Below are 17815 nucleotides of genomic sequence, written 5' to 3'. Positions count from 1 at the left end.
ATAAAGCGCCTCGCGCTGACAAACGAGTTCTACTTTTCTGGAAAGAAAGAAATTCTTGCTTTCATGACGCCCCGCCTCGCTCCGCCGCGCCAGGCTTAGCGCCGCGCTCGGCCAAATAGCATCGAGCCCATTCGTGAACAATTTTCACCACTGCTTTTCCCAATTCGCGCTTCAAGTGGAAGCGTGAGCACGAACACAATGTGCTAATGGGCTGCCCTAGGCACGCCCAGCGTGCGTAGTGATTAGGCGACCCAATCCACCGAGCCTGACGCCTACGTGGCGCTTGCGCTTTTAGCCACTCATCAAGGAGACATCCACATGATGCAAGACTGGAACAACTACCGCGCCTCTTTGCAGGCGCGCGTCGCTGACTATGCCGAACTGAGCCCGGAGGTGATGAAGGGCCTCGCCGCCATTCAAAATGCCCCTGTGAAAAACGGCACACTGGGCCCGAAGATTCACGAACTGATCTCGCTGGCCGTCGCTGTAACCACGCGCTGCGACGGCTGCATTGCGTCGCATACCAAGAAAGCCGTCGAACATGGCGCAACGCGGGAGGAAATCGTGGAAGCGCTGAGCGTCGCGATCGCAATGAACGCCGGCCCCGCGCTGGTCTACTCGGCACGCGTTCTGGAAGCACACTCGCAGCTGCCTAACACCTAAGTCGCCCTCCGATGCGGCCGGTTGCCGAGCTATTCGGCAAGCCGGCCGCTTATCTTTTTTGAAAATGACCGAAGTCGGGGAGATGTAGTCGTGGCATTGCAACGCTTTAGTCACTGCAGTCACTGGGGCGCCTATTCGGTCCTGGTGGATGACGGCCATGTCGTCGGAATTGAACCCTTTGCCGGTGATCCAGCGCCATCGCCGATCATCCACTCGGTAAAACACTGGGCCGATTCCAAACACCGGATTGCCCAACCGATGGTGCGCGAGCGTTGGCTCGAGAACAAGGGGCCCAACGAGCGCAGACCGGATGATCGTTTCGTGCCGGTGTCATGGGACGAAGCGCTGCAACTCGTCGCCGACGAAATCGAGCGCGTGCGCCAAACGTTCGGCAATTCTTCGATCTTTGCGGGTTCCTACGGCTGGACGAGCTGCGGCCGTTTTCATCACGCGTCGTCACAGCTCAAACGGCTTCTCAATTTAGTCGGCGGCTATACCGGTCACGTCGACACCTACAGCACCGCAGCAGGTCCCGTGATCTTGCGACACACGCTCGGCGATGCCGAAGCGTGCAACGGCGGAGCCACAACACTGGACGCTGTCGCCGAGCATGCGCAGACCGTCGTCGTGTTCGGCGGACTCTCGCCGCGCACCGCCCAAAGCGAAGCCGGCGGCATCGCCCGCCACCAGTTGGAAGACTATCTGCGCGCGATGGTCGCGCGTGGCGTGCATTTCGTCCTCATCTCTCCGCTACGCGACGATCTTCCCGATTGGGTACCCGCGGAGTGGTGGCCCATTCGGCCGAACACCGACACGGCCGTGATGCTCGGGCTAGCAGGCGAGATCGTCGCTGCCGGGCGACATGACCGTGATTTCCTCGCCACGTACTGCAGTGGCGCAGATCGCTTCGTCGACTACTTGTCCGGCAACGCGGATGACACTCCGAAGAATGCGGCGTGGGCGGCGGCGATCGCAGATCTCGACGCATCGCGTCTAAGGCAACTCGCTCTACGCCTCGTCGAAACGCGGTCGATGCTGACGGTGGGCTGGAGCCTCCAACGCGCCCATCACGGCGAGCAGCCCTATTGGGCAGCGTTAGGTCTCGCCGCCGTCATTGGCCAGATAGGGTTGCCCGGAACGGGCGTCGGCTATGGATATGGATCGCTCGGTGGTATGGGTCCTCCTCTGGCTGCGTCGAATTCGCCAGCGTTTCCGCAAGGATCAAAGCCGATTCGCGATTTCATCCCGTGCGCGCGGATCGCCGATCTACTGTTGAATCCCGGAACGACGTTTACCTACGAAGGCGGGACCCATGTGTATCCCGACATTCGTCTTGTCTACTGGGCAGGCGGAAACCCCTATCACCATCATCAAGACCTAAACCGGCTGCGCCGCGCGTGGACGCGGCCGGAGACCATCATCGTTCAAGACCCCATGTGGACGGCGACCGCACGCCGTGCCGATATCGTTCTTCCCGCCAGCACATCGATCGAGCGCAACGATATCGCCGGCGCGAGGCGCTCGGGCCATCTGGTCGCCATGCATCAGGCCATCGCCCCGGTGGGTCAGGCGCGCAGCGACTACGACATCATGCGAGGGCTCGCGGAACGGCTAGGTGTGGAACCGGCGTTCAGCGAAGGACGAGACGAAATGGGATGGATTCGGCATCTGTACGAGATCGCTCGCAAAGACGCCCGCGAGCGTTTCGATCATCTGCTTCCTGAATTCGAGGATTTCTGGGAACAGGGCGTCGTCGAGGTTCCCACGCGGGCGAACTTCACCTATCTTGAAGATTTTCGAAAGGATCCCGAAGCGCATCCGTTGCCGACCGAGACGGGCCGTATCTTGCTATGGAGCGAGACCCTCGAGCGAAGCGGCCTCGACGATTGCCTCCCTCATCCGGCCTGGCTCGAGCCAGCCGAGTGGTTGGGACGCGCCACGACGACCGAGATGCATTTGATCTCTCGGCAGCCGGTCGGAAAGCTGCATAGCCAGCTGGACGAAGCACCGGCAAGCAAAGCCACCAAACACAACGGGCACGAACAAGTGTGGCTTCATCCCGCCGATGCGAGCCGTTTCGGGATTGCCGACGGCGATACCGTTCGCTTATGGAATGGCCGCGGTCAATGTCTCGCCAGCGCGAAGGTAGTCGATGAAATTCGCCAACACGTTGTCATGCTTCCGACGGGCGCATGGTATGACCCGCAGGATAATACCGACGATGCGCTGGATCGCGCCGGTAATCCTAACGTACTCACCCTGGATAAGGGGAGTTCCGGGTTCGGACAGGGATGTGCGGCGCACACCTGCCTCGTGAACATCGAGCCGTATAGCGGTTAGCCGCAGGGCAGTGCACGTTGTCGCGCAATCGAGTGGTTGGCATTCAGGTGTCCCGTACGCGAATTGCTCGCGGAGCTCCGCGAGCAATTCGCCCCTGTAGTCTTATTGCGTTGAACAGGAATAGCTCGCGGCATCGTCGGGACTGCCGCTGCCGTTGTAATGGGGATAGGCGGGGTATTTGCATAGCGGGCGCGTCAATACTGATTTGCCGGTGCCATCCAGCTTCGTCAACGTCAAGCGTTGCTGTGACGGAGGCGGGCCGCCTTCCGCCCAAGTCGACACCGCTTTGAGCAAGTCGACCTGGTCAGGACCTGGGCCGCCGAAGCAGTGCCCCACACCAGGTTCGAGAAATAGCTCGAGCGTGTCGTCCGTACTTGCACTGCCCATTTTAGTGACGACGGAGTCATAGTAGCGAGCGCTATCGCGCGGGCTGACTGACGTATCGTTGGTGCCGTTCATCATCACCATTTTGGCGCCGTGCGAATGCAGGCCGCTCAAATCCGGGTCGAACGCCTCGAACATCCCGCCAATCACAGCGAGTCGCGCACTCCACTGGTTTGGATCGAACTGCGACGTGTCGTAGTTCTGATCGCCCGTTACGAAAGACCGTATGAAGCCATCCGAGAAGAGTCCTTGCAACGAGTTCCCACCGTAAGCCCCCTGTGGCCAGATATAGGAGCCCCAGCCGTTAGCGGAATTCTCAAGACCAAAGTTGTAACCCGGATGCGTGATCGCATTGTCGGTAGTTGCGAAAGATGTCGTAATGGCCTGCACCGTCCCGATTTGCGTGTCGGACAAGCAACTGTCGCCAGTGTCGCCGCCCCCCGGACAACGCAGCACTGTCGGGTCGAATTTACATGCGGCCGGGTTTGAAATGATGCCGTCCTTTACACCGTCGAGTTCGTCGCATTGTGACAGCACCGCGTTGGCTAGCAGTGTTTGTTTCGCGGTATTCAGCGTGCCGGCGGGCACCCGCACCGCTTTGGCAACGCGATTGAACTGCATGAATAGCCCCATGACGTTTCCTGCCGGAGCTCGCGCCACGATCCCGTCGAAATCGTCTGGGTAGCGCTGCGCTTCGATCATCGCATCGTGCCCGCCCATCGAACACCCTTCAAAATAGCTCTTGGACGGTTGTGCGCCGTAAAAGCGCTGGATCAGCTCCTTTCCGAAAGGCAGCGAACGATGATCCCCAAGATGCGTGTAGTCGGCCAGTTGTTGAGGATCTGTGGCAAACTCGGCCTTGAAATAGTCCGGGTATTTGGCCGCCTCGGTGTAGTCATATCCACCGTTGGTCCCCATCGTTGCATAGTGCTCGCTTTGGATCGATGCGCTGTTGTAGCTCGCATTGAACGCGGCCATCGTACCGTCGAACCCGCCTCCGCCCAAAAACGCAAGTTTGCCGTTCCATCCGTCTGTAGGAAGGTTCAACTGCATCTTCAACTGCGATCCGATAATTTGCGCGTTGACCGCGCAGTATTCGGGCGACGTGCCCGATGCAGGGACGACTGTTGCCGTGCTCACTTGCGCTTCGTTGGCGCCGAGCATCGCGTTGACGAGCGTCGAGCAACGGCTGCGCAAGGTTTGCACATCGTTACTGGCTACATCGTGGTTGCCGCCACAACCGGCCAGCATACTAGCCACTGTTCCAAATAGCAGCGAGGCGAACAATTCCGACCTCGTCACACGAGCGGAAGATCTACGTTTCATGCCGGGCTCCGTCTCCGATTATTTTGTCGATATATGGCCGCTGCGCGGACCTCCGAAGAGACCTTCAAGCGTATTTATGCCCGCAGCGAATTTCCATGATCGGGGCGCCGTGATAAAAAGAAAAATACCGTTTGGAGACCTCGTCATCTGCAATCGAGATGGGCCGCATCGAGGGTGTCGAGATGAATATCGTGTGGCCGCAAAACGGAGACGTGACAGCGCACAAGCCCTACGTTGGCTGGCCTTGCATCTATGACCGCGCGTACCGAACTTACCGTGCTAATACGTCCAACTCTCCAAGGCTCACGTGTTGGCCGCGAGGGTCATGGAAATGAATCGGGAAATGGCCAACGGCTGCCGCCTCTACCGTCAGCGACGCTGCGTGCTCCGGCCCGACAGGCGTTTCCTGTTCGGTGAGCCCGTGCACCATGACCTCACCAGGCGTTGCAGAGTGGACGACGAGTACTGCGCGATCGCCCAGCCGCAGTTGTAGGCGCGCAGCGGTCGACGCCCCGACGGTGAGTTCGAGGCGATGCGTCACTGCGCTTGCATTGCGCGCCGGCAATAGCGCCGCATACATCCCGCCAAGCACCACAGCGACGACGAGCAGCAAGCAGGCGGATTTTCGTTTCATCGCTTACCCCAGGTGGTCAGAGTAACCGGCTAGGGCTGACGGGTTGTGCGAGCACCCACAAGCCGGAGGCAGTCAACAGCATCATCAGGAGCAACATGGGGACCTGCGCCAGCGGGCCGCGCGCCGCATCGTTAGCCTCGCGACTCGCGCGTCTGTGCCAGGCGATCATGCTAAGGACGTGACCACCCACAATCAGCCCAACGTCGATATGCCACGCTACCGTAGGGCTAGGTAGCGCAACGCGCATCGCCGTTGCACCCAGTCGCCAGCCGAAAGGGTCCGCCAGCAACGGCGCCAGTTGCGGACCTTGACCCAGCAGCAATGTGAAGTAATGCGCCGCGTTGTAGGCGATCGCGATGGGAATGAGACTGGGTACGAACGCGAGTATCGCCGCACCAAGCGAGGGGCGGTAACGATGCGGCCACCCTTCTAACCGTAGGCTCAATTTCAATGCGATCGAGCACGCCGCTAGATACACCAGAGGCGAGAACAGCAAGGCAACTGCATTGAGCACGGTCTGCAGCGCACTAAGCGTGGGATACGCCCGCGCGATATTCGAACCGACGAGCGGCGCCATCAAGGGCGCCAGCTTCTGCCAGTACAGGGCGTTCCAAGCGACCGTTTCTTTCAGTCCGTCAAATGTGGTCGACGCAATCATAAACAAGATGAAAAGCGCCACGCCGAAATCGGGTGCTTCGGCAGATACGAGCGACGCAATGGAAGAACGCCATGCAAAGCCACGTCGCCCCGTCGAACTGCTCCGCCACTCCAGCGGCGACATACGGGCCGCGATCCGAAACAATAGGCTGAAGAACTCTCCGTGTTCCAACCAGCGCTCGGCGCCGACAAGCAGCGAGCCAGCCATCGTGATGCCGGTATAGCCGAGCAGCGCCCACGCCAGCGAGTGGGGCGTGCCGGGCCCGAACAGCTCGAACGCGATGAATCCCATATACAGCGCCAACGCCGGAGCGTGAAAGAGCGACGTCGTATCGAATGCTCTTCGCGAGCTAGGCCAGCGCGTCAGTAAGGCGTGCCACGGGTTCAGCGCCATCGCCACATCGCCGAAGACCGCGCAAAGATAGTAGCCGCCAAGCACGAACGCGACCCAGAAGAAGGTCATGCTGAAGTTGCGATAAGGATTCGGCGTCCCCAACATTCCAGCTACCACCGCTAATGTGAACGCAGCGCCGATAGCCGCTTGAACGACGAGCGGCGCAGCGTTCGGCTGCACGCCGGAATTCATGCCGCCGATATTCGCGGCAGCACGCCAACGGCTCTCGGGTGACATTGCCAGTACGGCAAACGAGAGCACCAGCGCAGCAGTCGAGCCATAGATATACAGCCACAATGGCATCGGCAACGCGAGAACACGACCGAACGAATGCGCTTGTGCGCCAGCAGGAACGAGTAGCATCAGTGCGAGCGCGTATCCGGAAAGGTGAACCCGGGCAGATGGGAGCGTGTTCATTGCGTCGCGATTACAGCGCACTCGTATCGACTGGCCCTTGGGTCGGCAGCGGCCCCGTGTACTCGACGATGTCCATCGACCCGCTGGCGAAATCCAGCACGTACATGATCCGATCGCTGACCCAGCGCACATCCACGGTCGACGCGAAACCGGCGGCGCCGTTGGACACGAAGTACCCGAGTTGATCGATGCGACCATTGCTCTCGACATTAAGCAAGCGCACGCCATGGGAGAACGTGGCCATTGCGATCAGGCCGCCGTTATGGAAACTCGGGTGCGGGTCGAACCAATGCGTCGAGCAGCCCTCCACCCCAGGCTCCACTGCCGACGGGTTACCGTGACTGTCCACCTGCGCAACGCCGCCCGACGCTCCTGTATCGCCGTTTCCGGTCACGAGCGTGTATTGCGATAGCGGCGTGAACGTGTTGTTCTGCTGCCAACCCGTCGTATCGTAGAGATACAACGTCCGGCCTTCGTTCGGATAGAGTTCGCATACACCGTCATATACCCCTTCCGACAACCCGAGGAAAAATCGATCCTTGCCCTGCTCCGGCCACAGGCTGTTGTGGCCGATACGGCCGGGCTGCGCGGGTCCCGGTTCCCCCAACGTATTGCTGGGCGGCGAGGGAGGCAGCGAGAAAAGCACCTTCGGATTGGCCGGGTCGGTGGTGTCGATCACCTTTGCTGGATCGCTCGCCGTGATCACCATTCCAGGGCGAACCTCACTGAGTGCGTGAACCTTGTAGATGCCGGCAGCGTCCGGAGTAAAGCCGACCATGTCCGTCCACTTCTGCGGTAACAGCACAGGGTGAGCCGGATCACGCAGGTCCATGATGGTGCCGGTCGTCGAGCCGTAGACCCATTGGCAGTCATACAGGCAGACCTGAACGTGGGCATCACCGCCGGGCACCGCCACGCCCTTCATGTTGGCGGGATCGCTAATGTTCAGTACGAGTGCATCCTTGTAAGCCGTGCGCGACAGCACCGCCACTTGCCCGTTCACAGCCGGATCTTCGTTCTCGACCTGCGATTGAACGGTACTGCCCGTGCCGCCGTCTAACAGCACGTTTCCCAGCAGCGTCGGATTATCCGGCGTGGTTACGTCGAACACGTAAAAACCACTCGTCCAGTTTGTCACGTAAAAGCGGTTGCCGACGAGTTTGCCGCCGATCGTCTGTCCCGGAATCGGGTAACGTCCGAGCCACAGCAAGTTGCATGACGACCGCCCGCCCGGAGACACAACTTGCGATGGCGCGCAGCTGAGCGGGAGGGCATCCGCCGAAGTCGTAGACGAATACGTAGAGGCCAGGGCGTCATGCGCTACGGATTTCGCACCGTGCGCGGTGGTGGCTACGCTCTGCGGCGAGCCGCCGCCGTTATTGCAGCCGACCAATCCTGCGACAAGAATGAGAGCGAGAACGAATCGCCCCATCGATCGGGCGGGGTGGTTCACGGAAGGAACAGCGCTCATGCCATCGTCTCCTTTGACCGCACGATGCTCGTGACTTCACATCCGCATGCGCAGCCTGCTTTAAAAAAATTCTAGGCAATGCTCTCAGATTCGATCTACTCCGAGAATATGTGAAATTGCGATGCCGCCATCGCTTGCTGCGATAGCTGTTTTTCTGCATTTTTGTATTACCAAGCAGCCGTATTACCCCAGTTTCTTACAGCTTCGCCCTATGGGTGCAACGAGAAGGCACGGCCAGGCCGGTGACTGGGGTTGCCCGCAATACGTTTTGGAGCCGTGGCGGTGTATCGTCTGTCGATCAACACATCGGAGGTGCGCCCGGATGCATACGCACATACCGTATCAAGGGCAAGCAAATGGAAATCCGGCAACTGAAGTACTACGTGGGGATCGTCGATTGCGGTAGCGTGTCACGTGCAGCACAGCATCTGTTCGTCGCGCAGTCAGCGCTAAGCAAGCAGATCAGTGATCTCGAGCAGGAGCTGGGAACCCAACTGCTGGTTCGAGCCTACAGCGGCGTGCGGGTGACCGAGTCCGGCAAAATATTCTACGAATACGCACAAGCGATTTTGAAGCAACTCAACGATGCTCGGGCCGCCGTCCACTGCGCACCGGAATCGATCGTCGGCTCCGTGGTGCTCGGCGTACCGCAAAGCGCGTCCGCGGCGCTGGCCTTGCCACTGTTGCAAGCCGCGCGTGAACAACTGCCGCAAGTCTCACTGCATTTGAACGAGGAGCTGACGGGCAATCTGCTGGCCCAACTCAAGCAAGGCCGTGTGGATCTCGCCATCTTTACGTCGAACGTGCCGCTTGCTGATTTCGAGTTCCAGCCCCTCGCCACCGAAGCGTTTTTTTGGATTCGCGGCAAGCACCATACCGCCAGTAGCGAGACCGGCGACGTTACGCTCGAGGAGATAGCGTCTCAGCCGCTCATTCTGTCGGCCGCACAGCATGCGCACTGCATTCGCGAGATCATCGAGCGGGTTTTCGGTGAAAGCGGTCTACCTCTGCCACCGCTCGCGGCCGAAATCAACTCGGTGCATGTTCTCAAGAGCGCCGTGCAGGCCGGTATCGCGCCGACGATCTTGCCCCTTGCGCTCGTTGCACAGGAGGTTGATGAAGGTCGACTCATTGCGCACCGTATCCGACATGCAGGAATGTGCCGTACGCTCGGCATCTGCTGGTCGCGCGAGCTACCGGTCACCAACGCAAAGCATGCCGTTTGCAACCTCCTGAGCAACATCGTCAAGACACTGTGTGAGAGTGGCCGCTGGCGCGGTGCGTCTACGCTTGAAACAGCTCCAGCAGGCCTCTGCTCCGATGGCATCGCGCAATCTATGGCCCGCGATGCCGACATGCCCCTACCCCATTGTCGAGACACGAGCGCAACCCGGTAGCTCCGGCGGCCGTAGGTCGCATTGCCCTCGCCCTCGCTCTGCGCCTCGGCCAGCTGCACCGCCTCGCCTTCGTCCCTCGCCGGGCCTTGTCATCCCACGCGGCGCGCTGATTCGATCGATTCATGATCGGCCCTCCCATACCCACGAGCCCCCAAGCAAACCGGGGCTCGAAACGAGATTTGCGCTCACGCGCCGACAGAGATCACTTTGCCGGGATTTAGGATGTTCAACGGATCGAGCGCATGCTTGATCGAACGCATCACGGCGACCGCAGCCTCGCCGTGCTCCTCGACCAAATAGCCGATCTTGTGAAGGCCCACGCCGTGCTCTCCGGTCGAAGTGCCGCCATAGCGCAATGCACGTCGGACAAGTCGCTGGCTGAAGGCTTCCGCCGCCTCGACTTCGATTGCGTTGCCCGGGTCCACTAGCACGAGACAGTGAAAATTTCCGTCGCCGACGTGTCCGAAGACGGGAGCCAACAATCCATGCTGGGCGATATCCGCCTCTGTTTCCTCAATGCAAGCGGCCAGTGCCGAGATAGGCACACAGGCGTCCGTGGTCACGCATCGGCTTCCTGCTCTGAGTTGTAGTACGGCGAAATAGGCGTGATGACGAGGCGTCCAAAGGCGAGAACGATCCTCCGGGCGCGCCGCCCACTGGAATTCGCCGCCGCCGCATTCTTGCGCGATCTGCCTGACCCAGTCGGCCTGCTCATCGACCTGAGCCTGGCCACCATTGAACTCAAGGAATAGTGTCGGCTGCTCGTTCAACGCCAGGCGGTTGTGCGCGTTGATGGCGCGGATGGTAAGGGCGTCGAGCATCTCGGCACGCGCCAGCGCGACGCCGCCTTGCACTGATTGGATGACGCAATCGACCGCCGCGCGCACCGTCGGGAAACTCACTACCGCTGCCGCGGTGACCTCCGGGCGCGGATGAAGCCGAACCGTTGCCTCGGTGATCAACCCCAACGTGCCCTCCGAGCCGCAATAGAGCTGCGTCAAGTTGTAGCCCGCCGACGACTTGCTGGCATCCGATGCTGTACGCAGGACCTCGCCGCCAGCCGTCACGACCGTCAAACTCCGCACGTTGTCGCGCATGGTGCCATAACGGACGGTGTTCGTGCCGGAAGCCGCGGTCGCGACCATGCCGCCGATGGTGGCATCCGCGCCCGGGTCAACAGAGAAGAAGAAGCCGCTGTCGGCTAGCGCGGCATTAAGCGCGTTGCGCGTAACGCCAGCTTGCACGGTCGCAGTCATATCCTCAGTTCGAATGTCCAACACGGCGTTCATCTGCGAGAAGTCGATGCAAACGCCACCCTGTACCGCGAGCAGGTGGCCTTCGACGGAGGAACCGGCCCCGAAGGCGATTACCGGTACCCGCTCCGCGGCGCAAGCCCGTACGACAAAAGCCACTTCATCGGTGTTGGTCACGAAGACGACGGCGTCAGGCGGTGCCGGGGGGTAAGCCGATTCGTCCGTGCCGTGCTGGAGCAACACTGCGGCGCTACGCGAAAAGCGCTCTCCGAACATTCTTTCCAGTGCGGCAAGGAGCGCGGGCGACGGCGAACGGCGCGGCGCAGTGTGGCCGACCGTGGCGGCCGGATGAGACTCGAGAAGCGTTGTCATGATGTCTGGCAGAGGATAGGAGTTCAACGGTGCGGCGACTGCATAGGTCGCACGAACAGTACGAGCACGGCGCCAAGCACCAACCATCCGGCGAGCATGTAGAGGCCGGCGTTGGTGCTGTGCGTGGCGTCGCGCATGAGCCCCACGAGAAAAGGTGCGCTGAAGCCCGACAGATTGCCGAACGAATTGATGAGCGCGATGCCCGCAGCAGCCCCGGCACCGCCCAATAGCATCGTAGGCAGCCCCCAGAACACCGGAAGCGTCGCCATGATGCCCATCGTCGCCAGCGTAAGACTCGCCAGCGCCATCCACTGATTGCCATGCAGCACCACGCTAAGTACCAGCCCCGCAGCGCCTCCCAATGCAGCGAGCGCGGCATGCCAGCGCTGCTCGAGGTGGCGATCGGCGCTCGCGGCAACCAAATGCATCGCCAACATGCCGAAGACCCATGGCACCGCACTCAGCAGCCCGATCTGGAGCGGGTCGGCCACGCCCATACCGCGGATGATGCTGGGCAACCAGAAGCTGACACCGTAAAGGCCGGAGACGAACGCGAAGTACACAAGTGCCAGCATCCAGACCCGGCCGCTCATCAGCGTGGAGCCGACGTTCGCCTCGCCTTTGCTTGCCAACTCAGTGGCGAGATCTGCCTCGATGCGATTGCGCTCGCGCTGCGCCAACCACGGTGCCGTGGCCGGGCCGTCATACAGGTACTTCAGCACGAGCAGCCCTACCAGTACAGTCGGAAGCCCTTGCAGCAAGAACAGCCACTGCCATCCGGACATGCCGCCAGCACCGCTCATGTACCTCAGGATCCAGCCGGACAGCGGCCCGCCAATGATTCCTGACACGGGGATCGCAGCGATGAACATTGACGTCACGCGCCCGCGCCTCTGCGCGGGAAACCAGTAAGTCAGGTACAAAATAATGCCGGGGAAGAACCCGGCTTCGGCAGCGCCGAGCAGAAAGCGCAGCAGGTAAAAGGACCCAGGCGACTTGACCAGCAACATCATTGCGGAAAGCAGGCCCCAGGTAATCATGATCCGCGCAATCCAGCGACGCGCGCCGACACGATGCAAGATGAGATTGCTTGGCACTTCGAATACGAAGTAGCCGAGGAAAAAAATGCCCGCGCCCAGCCCATAGACCGTTTCGCTAAACTTCAAGTTCGCCAACATCTCGAGCTTGGCGAACCCAACGTTCACGCGGTCGAGGTAGGCGACGACGTAGCAGAGGAACAACAAGGGCAGGAGGCGCCAGGCGACTTTCCGATAGACGGGATCGCTCTCCGCTTTGCCGTGTCCGGCGAGCGCCGGTGCAGTGGTTTGAATGGTCATGCTTGTCTCCGTGACTTTCTTATTGCGTCGTCAGGTCGCGTTAGCAGTGCCTAACGGCTGACGTAGGGATATCGTCCTCCCAATTTGCACAAAAGGAAAATATGGATTGCAGAACCGGCCATCTGCCAACGAGATGACACACGCCGTCAGCTTGCCGACGGCGTGCAGCCGTCGAGAACTACAGTGCCGACACCACCTCGGGTACGAGCGTGAACAGATCGCCGACGAGGCCATAATCCGCCACGCTGAAGATTGGCGCTTCAGGGTCCTTGTTGATGGCGACGATGACCTTGCTGTCCTTCATACCCGCTAGGTGCTGGATAGCCCCGGAAATGCCCACAGCCACGTATAGCTGCGGCGCCACGATCTTACCGGTCTGGCCTACCTGATAATCGTTCGGAACATAGCCCGCGTCCACCGCCGCACGCGAGGCGCCTAATGCGGCGCCGAGTTTGTCCGCCAACGGCGCCAGCACCGCTGCATAGTTTTCGCCGCTGCCCAGACCGCGTCCGCCCGAGACGATGATGTTCGCGCTCGTGAGCTCGGGACGTTCCAGCTTGGTGAGCTCGCGGCTTATGAACCGCGAAATGCCGCGATCGGCCGCCGCTTCGATCTGCTCGATCGACGCCGCACCGCCTTCAGCCAGCACAGGTTCGAAGGCCGTAGCGCGTACAGTGATCACTTTGACGGGGTCCTCCGAACGCACCGTCGCAATCGCGTTGCCCGCGTAGATGGGCCGTTCGAACGTATCCTGCGATACGATCGCTGTGATCTCGCTGATCTGCGCCACATCGAGCATGGCAGCGATGCGCGGGGCCAAATTCTTGCCATGAGCCGTCGCCGCGATCAGCAGGTGCGAGTATTCCCGAGCGATGCGCAGCACGGTCGCCTCGACATTTTCCACGAGGCCTTCGGCCAGTTGCGGCGCAGCTGCCGCCAGCACCTTAGACACGCCGGAGATGTTTGCCGCGGCATCGGCTGCCGCGCGCACGTCATGCCCTGCCACCAGCATATGGATCGGGTCGTTAGTCAATGAGGCTAACACTGCGGCCGCTCTCACCGCGCTCAGCGTGGCGCCCTTGATGGACGCGCCATCGTGTTCCGCAATTACAAGAATCGTCATTTCGTTCGCTCCCCTCACAGCACCTTGGCTTCGGTCTTCAGCTTCTCGACCAGCGTCTGAACGTCCCTCACCATCACGCCGGCACTGCGCTTCGGCGGCTCGGCCACCTTCAGCGTCTTCAAACGGGGAGCGACGTCCACACCGAGGTCTTCGGGCTTGATCGTTTCGAGCGGCTTCTTCTTCGCCTTCATGATGTTGGGCAGCGTCACGTAGCGCGGCTCGTTCAGGCGCAGATCCGTCGTCACGACGGCGGGCAGCGTCAACGTCAACGTTTCGGCGCCGCCGTCCACTTCGCGTGCAACGGTAGCCTTGCCATCCGCAATCGTCACCTTCGAAGCGAACGTCGCTTGCGGCAGGCCCGCCAGCGCGGCCAGCATCTGGCCCGTCTGGTTCGAGTCGTCGTCGATCGCCTGCTTGCCCAGAATCACGAGCTGCGGCTGCTCCTTATCGATGAGCGCCTTCAAAAGCTTGGCCACCGCCAACGGCTGCAGCTCCTCGTTCGATTCGATCAAGATCGCGCGATCCGCGCCGATTGCCAACGCCGTGCGCAACGTCTCCTGACACTGCGCGGGGCCGCAGGAAACGACAATGATCTCGACCGCGACACCCGCTTGCTTCAGACGCACGGCCTCTTCCACTGCAATCTCGTCGAACGGATTCATCGACATCTTGACACTGGCAATGTCGACGCCTGTGCCGTCCGATTTCACCGCAACTTTAACGTTCGCGTCCACCACGCGCTTCACCGCTACCAAAATCTTCACTTCCGCTCTCCTGAATTCGACTTACATAAGATTACGGGTACACATCATCCAGACTGCGCATTAGATACGAGATCAGCGGCGCCCAAGATCCGCGAGCGGATGGGCGTCCGATCGCCATAGCGCGGTGCTGAAATGGCGAACGCGATCGTCTTTCACATCGGCCAGCGTCGGCGGCAGCCAGCAGGGCTTTCTATCTTTGACGATCACGTGAGCGCGCACGCCTTCGAGGAAATCGCCATCGGGCACGGCACGGCTCACCATATCGAGTTCCATCCTGAAGCATTCGGCAAGCGACCTCCCACGTCCACGCAATAGTGCGTCCCGGGTCACCTTCAACATCGTGGGTGAGTGGGTGGAAAGCGCCTCAAACGTCGATCGACACCACTGCAATACTCCCTGCGATGTTTCGCGCTCACATGCATCGCTCAACGAAGTACCGATTTCGTCGACCGTCCACCGCTCATTGAAGTGCCTCGTCACGAGCGGCAGCACGTCACTCAACGCAGCGTGCGGTATGACGTTGGCGGGCGGCTCGAAGACCGTGCGCAAAGCGAGCATCAATTTCTCTTGGCCAACATAGATGGGCATCCGCTGGAGCCGCTCCTCGAACGTTGCAAGCCATTCGAAAGGCACGCAGATATCCGCCAGATTGCAAAACAAGGCGTCCGGTCCTGACAGCGTGACGCCCGTCAACCCAAAATACAGTTCGAGTCTCGCCGGCATAGCAGATAGAAAAGACGTCGCGCCGACATCGGGAAAGAGCCCGATACGCGTCTCCGGCATGGCCATCCTCGTGCGGTGGGTCACCACTCGTAGCTTTGCTCCCTGCCCTAGTCCCATTCCGCCGCCCATGATGATGCCGTCAAGCAAGGCGACCACAGGCTTAGGGAATGTGTGAATGGTGTAATCGAGCCGATATTCGTCGACGAAAAACTGCAGCCAGGCCGAGTCGCCGCTTTTTACCTGTCCATATAGCGCGCGAACGTCACCGCCCGCACAAAATGCCTTCTCCCCGTTGGCGCGCAGGACAACTGCGACGATTTGGTCATCGAAGCGGCACCGCTCAAAGAGCCTCGCCAATTCGATGACCATCTCATGCGACAACGCGTTTAGCGCCGTCGGGCGATTCAGCGAGATGACAGCCACGCGGTTGACGATGCGCAATAGCACGTCCGCTTCGGCTTCCGTCCGCACTGTCTTGTCTGTTGCGGGTCGCTCCTTGAGCAGCACCTCGGTCATCTCAACCTCCCGTCCGATGCCAACGCGGAGACCGCTTTTCGAGGAACGCATTCACGCCCTCTCGTTGATCCGGATCATCGAAGAGATCGACGAAGCGTTCACGCTCGATGGTCAAGGCTGCCCGGCGCGGGATACCGTTGCGCGCTTCGTGGATCAACTGCTTGCTTAAAGTCACGGCGAGCGGACTCAGGCGCGCCACACGCTTTCCCATCGCAATGCCCGCCTCGCGTGCAGCGCCTTGCTCGACCACTTCCTCCACGAGCCCGATCCGCAAAGCCGTCGCGGCGTCGATGCGCTCGCCGGTCAGCATCATTCTCTTGGCCCATCCCTCACCCACGAGCCAAGGCAACGTCTGTGTTCCGCAACCGCAAGGGAGCAGCCCGACCGCCGTTTCCGGCAAAGCCAATTGCGCGTGCGCCTCGGCAATGCGGATGTCGCAGGCGAGCGCGCATTCGAGTCCGCCGCCCATTGCATACCCGTTGATCGCTGCAATGACGACAGGCCGTGCCTCTTGAAGCGTCTCGAACGCCGAGCCGAACAAGGAAGCAGCGACGCGCGCCACATCCTTCCTGCCATCGGAGAACGTGTTCAGATCTGCGCCCGCGCTAAAGAACCTCGGCCCACCGCCAGTAATCACGATGGCGCGAATATCGCGCTCGCCATTCAGGCGCTCTATCGTCTGCTTCAACCGCAGCAACCCATCTTGCGTAAACGCATTGACCGGGGGCCGTTGCAGCGTAATCAGTGCAACGTCCTGCCGGGCGCCTTGTTGAACATATTCAAGCTCGATCATTCCAGCGACCCCGCTATCAGTACGGTTGGGTTCATGTCTCCTCCTATTCCGACGATCGCGGAGCTACAGGTGACGCGCAATCACCATCCTCTGTACTTCGCTCGTTCCTTCGTAGATTTGAGTAATGCGTGCATCGCGGTAATGGCGCTCGACCGCGTAGTCCTGCAGATACCCATATCCACCGTGTATTTGAATCGCCCTCGAGCAAACTTCTTCGGCGATCTCTGATGCAAAGAGCTTGGCTTGCGATGCCTCGGAGAGGCACGGTTTGCCCGAACTACGGAGCCGAGCGGCATGGTGAACGAGCAAACGCGCAGCGTTGAGCTTCGTTGCCATGTCTGCCAGCATGTTGGCGATCGCTTGATGGTCTCTGAGCCGCTGGCCGAACTGAATGCGTTCGCGTGCATAAGCGCGTGCCGCGTCCAATGCCGCGCGCGCAATACCCACGGCCTGCGCCGCAATGCCGATACGGCCGCCCTCGAGATTCGATAACGCGATTTTCAAACCGTCGCCGGGTTGGCCCAGTAGGTTCGCTTCCGATATCGCGCAGTCATCGAGCGTGATCGGACACGTTTCGGATGCCCGGATGCCGAGTTTGTGCTCCGGCGGCCCAACGTTGAAGCCGCGCGTGCCAGTTGGGACGATGAAGGCCGACAATCCACGCTTACCCGCCCCCGGGTCGGTGACGGCGAAGACCACGGCGAGGTCGGCGCATGCACCGTTCGTGATAAATTGCTTGCTGCCGCTCAGCCTCCAATATCCGTCACTGAGAACGGCACGCGTCCGCAGGTTGTGTGCCTCGGACCCCGCTTGCGGCTCGGTCAGGCAAAACGCCCCGATCTTGCGCCCCGTCGCGAGCTCGGCCAAGTAACGATCTTTTTGCGCGTCATTGCCGAAGTTGAGGATGGGCCCGCAGCCGACTGACTTATGCACGCTCATCAACGTTGCACATGATGCACAGCCGGCTGCCACCTCTTCGAGAGCGAGCGCATAGGCCACATAATCCGTGTACGTGCCGCCGTATTGTGCAGGCACGATCATGCCGAGCAACCCGACCTCACCCATCTGCATGACGATTTCGTCAGGTAGACGGCATTCCCTGTCCCATTGAGCAGCAAGCGGCGCAAGACGTTCTCGCGAGAAATCGCGCGCCGCATCGCGTATCATCCGTTGTTCGTCGGTGTAGAAATCATCCATCCCGTTCACCATGGGTTTTCAATTCTTCGACAGCAACAGCCGATCATGTCGCCT

14 protein-coding genes are annotated in these 17815 nt (G+C 60.6%); 3 read left to right on the top strand and 11 right to left on the bottom strand.

The annotated features are described in order from the left end of the window. The first annotated feature begins 318 nt into the window (after positions 1 to 318). Positions 319 to 663: a carboxymuconolactone decarboxylase family protein gene (locus AABE10_RS11060; protein WP_342933295.1), complete on the top strand. Its 345-nt coding sequence runs from the start codon at positions 319 to 321 to the stop codon at positions 661 to 663. A 90-nt stretch (positions 664 to 753) separates the two neighbouring features. Next, on the top strand, positions 754 to 3003 hold the full coding sequence (locus AABE10_RS11055; RefSeq protein ID WP_342933294.1) for a molybdopterin-dependent oxidoreductase: 2250 nt from the start codon (positions 754 to 756) through the stop codon (positions 3001 to 3003). 102 nt (positions 3004 to 3105) lie between these two features. On the opposite strand, the gene AABE10_RS11050 is transcribed toward AABE10_RS11055, so the two are convergent. The 4 genes from AABE10_RS11050 to AABE10_RS11035 form a co-directional block, all read right to left on the bottom strand. Next, positions 3106 to 4713, bottom strand: coding sequence for a tannase/feruloyl esterase family alpha/beta hydrolase (locus AABE10_RS11050; protein WP_342933293.1), 1608 nt, complete (start codon positions 4711 to 4713; stop codon positions 3106 to 3108). Positions 4714 to 4984: 271 nt separating this feature from the next. Next, positions 4985 to 5347, bottom strand: coding sequence for a hypothetical protein (locus tag AABE10_RS11045; protein WP_342933292.1), 363 nt, complete (start codon positions 5345 to 5347; stop codon positions 4985 to 4987). Positions 5348 to 5363: 16 nt separating this feature from the next. Further along, positions 5364 to 6815 carry a hypothetical protein gene (locus AABE10_RS11040; RefSeq protein ID WP_342933291.1) on the bottom strand — a complete coding sequence of 484 codons (1452 nt, stop codon included), beginning with the start codon at positions 6813 to 6815 and terminating at the stop codon, positions 5364 to 5366. Positions 6816 to 6825: 10 nt separating this feature from the next. Next, on the bottom strand, positions 6826 to 8286 hold the full coding sequence (locus tag AABE10_RS11035; protein WP_342933290.1) for a hypothetical protein: 1461 nt from the start codon (positions 8284 to 8286) through the stop codon (positions 6826 to 6828). Between the two features lie 356 nt (positions 8287 to 8642). Between AABE10_RS11035 and AABE10_RS11030 the strand changes: the two genes are divergently transcribed. Further along, a complete protein-coding gene (locus tag AABE10_RS11030; RefSeq protein ID WP_342933289.1) occupies positions 8643 to 9683 on the top strand; it encodes a LysR family transcriptional regulator in 1041 nt (346 codons plus the stop codon). A 185-nt stretch (positions 9684 to 9868) separates the two neighbouring features. On the opposite strand, the gene AABE10_RS11025 is transcribed toward AABE10_RS11030, so the two are convergent. From AABE10_RS11025 to AABE10_RS10995, 7 genes are all read right to left on the bottom strand, one after another. Further along, on the bottom strand, positions 9869 to 11308 hold the full coding sequence (locus AABE10_RS11025; RefSeq protein WP_342933288.1) for an FAD-binding oxidoreductase: 1440 nt from the start codon (positions 11306 to 11308) through the stop codon (positions 9869 to 9871). Positions 11309 to 11331: 23 nt separating this feature from the next. Then, complete coding sequence (locus tag AABE10_RS11020) at positions 11332 to 12645, bottom strand: MFS transporter (protein WP_342933287.1); 1314 nt, start codon at positions 12643 to 12645, stop codon at positions 11332 to 11334. A gap of 178 nt (positions 12646 to 12823) precedes the next feature. Continuing rightward, on the bottom strand, positions 12824 to 13768 hold the full coding sequence (locus AABE10_RS11015; RefSeq protein ID WP_342933286.1) for an electron transfer flavoprotein subunit alpha/FixB family protein: 945 nt from the start codon (positions 13766 to 13768) through the stop codon (positions 12824 to 12826). Positions 13769 to 13782: 14 nt separating this feature from the next. Further along, on the bottom strand, positions 13783 to 14532 hold the full coding sequence (locus tag AABE10_RS11010; protein ID WP_342933285.1) for an electron transfer flavoprotein subunit beta/FixA family protein: 750 nt from the start codon (positions 14530 to 14532) through the stop codon (positions 13783 to 13785). Between the two features lie 72 nt (positions 14533 to 14604). Beyond that, positions 14605 to 15771, bottom strand: a complete 1167-nt coding sequence (locus AABE10_RS11005; protein ID WP_342933284.1) for an enoyl-CoA hydratase/isomerase family protein — start codon at positions 15769 to 15771, stop codon at positions 14605 to 14607. A gap of 1 nt (position 15772) precedes the next feature. Then, a complete protein-coding gene (locus AABE10_RS11000) occupies positions 15773 to 16564 on the bottom strand; it encodes an enoyl-CoA hydratase (protein ID WP_342933283.1) in 792 nt (263 codons plus the stop codon). A 63-nt stretch (positions 16565 to 16627) separates the two neighbouring features. Then, on the bottom strand, positions 16628 to 17761 hold the full coding sequence (locus AABE10_RS10995) for an acyl-CoA dehydrogenase family protein (protein WP_342933282.1): 1134 nt from the start codon (positions 17759 to 17761) through the stop codon (positions 16628 to 16630). Positions 17762 to 17815 lie beyond the last annotated feature (54 nt).

This window comes from Paraburkholderia diazotrophica, from assembly GCF_038900755.1.
Taxonomy (GTDB): domain Bacteria; phylum Pseudomonadota; class Gammaproteobacteria; order Burkholderiales; family Burkholderiaceae; genus Paraburkholderia; species Paraburkholderia diazotrophica_A.
This window is presented reverse-complemented; position numbering and strand designations above follow the sequence as displayed.

Excerpts from the sequence above, each read along its gene's own strand:
- AABE10_RS11060 (WP_342933295.1), top strand. The coding sequence starts at position 319 with ATGATGCAAGACTGGAACAACTACCGCGCCTCTTTGCAGGCGCGCGTC.
- AABE10_RS11050 (WP_342933293.1), bottom strand. The coding sequence starts at position 4,713 with ATGAAACGTAGATCTTCCGCTCGTGTGACGAGGTCGGAATTGTTCGCC.
- AABE10_RS11045 (WP_342933292.1), bottom strand. The coding sequence starts at position 5,347 with ATGAAACGAAAATCCGCCTGCTTGCTGCTCGTCGTCGCTGTGGTGCTT.
- AABE10_RS11040 (WP_342933291.1), bottom strand. The coding sequence starts at position 6,815 with ATGAACACGCTCCCATCTGCCCGGGTTCACCTTTCCGGATACGCGCTC.
- AABE10_RS11035 (WP_342933290.1), bottom strand. The coding sequence starts at position 8,286 with ATGAGCGCTGTTCCTTCCGTGAACCACCCCGCCCGATCGATGGGGCGA.
- AABE10_RS11030 (WP_342933289.1), top strand. The coding sequence starts at position 8,643 with ATGGAAATCCGGCAACTGAAGTACTACGTGGGGATCGTCGATTGCGGT.
- AABE10_RS11025 (WP_342933288.1), bottom strand. The coding sequence starts at position 11,308 with ATGACAACGCTTCTCGAGTCTCATCCGGCCGCCACGGTCGGCCACACT.
- AABE10_RS11020 (WP_342933287.1), bottom strand. The coding sequence starts at position 12,645 with ATGACCATTCAAACCACTGCACCGGCGCTCGCCGGACACGGCAAAGCG.
- AABE10_RS11015 (WP_342933286.1), bottom strand. The coding sequence starts at position 13,768 with ATGACGATTCTTGTAATTGCGGAACACGATGGCGCGTCCATCAAGGGC.
- AABE10_RS11005 (WP_342933284.1), bottom strand. The coding sequence starts at position 15,771 with ATGACCGAGGTGCTGCTCAAGGAGCGACCCGCAACAGACAAGACAGTG.
- AABE10_RS11000 (WP_342933283.1), bottom strand. The coding sequence starts at position 16,564 with ATGATCGAGCTTGAATATGTTCAACAAGGCGCCCGGCAGGACGTTGCA.
- AABE10_RS10995 (WP_342933282.1), bottom strand. The coding sequence starts at position 17,761 with ATGGATGATTTCTACACCGACGAACAACGGATGATACGCGATGCGGCG.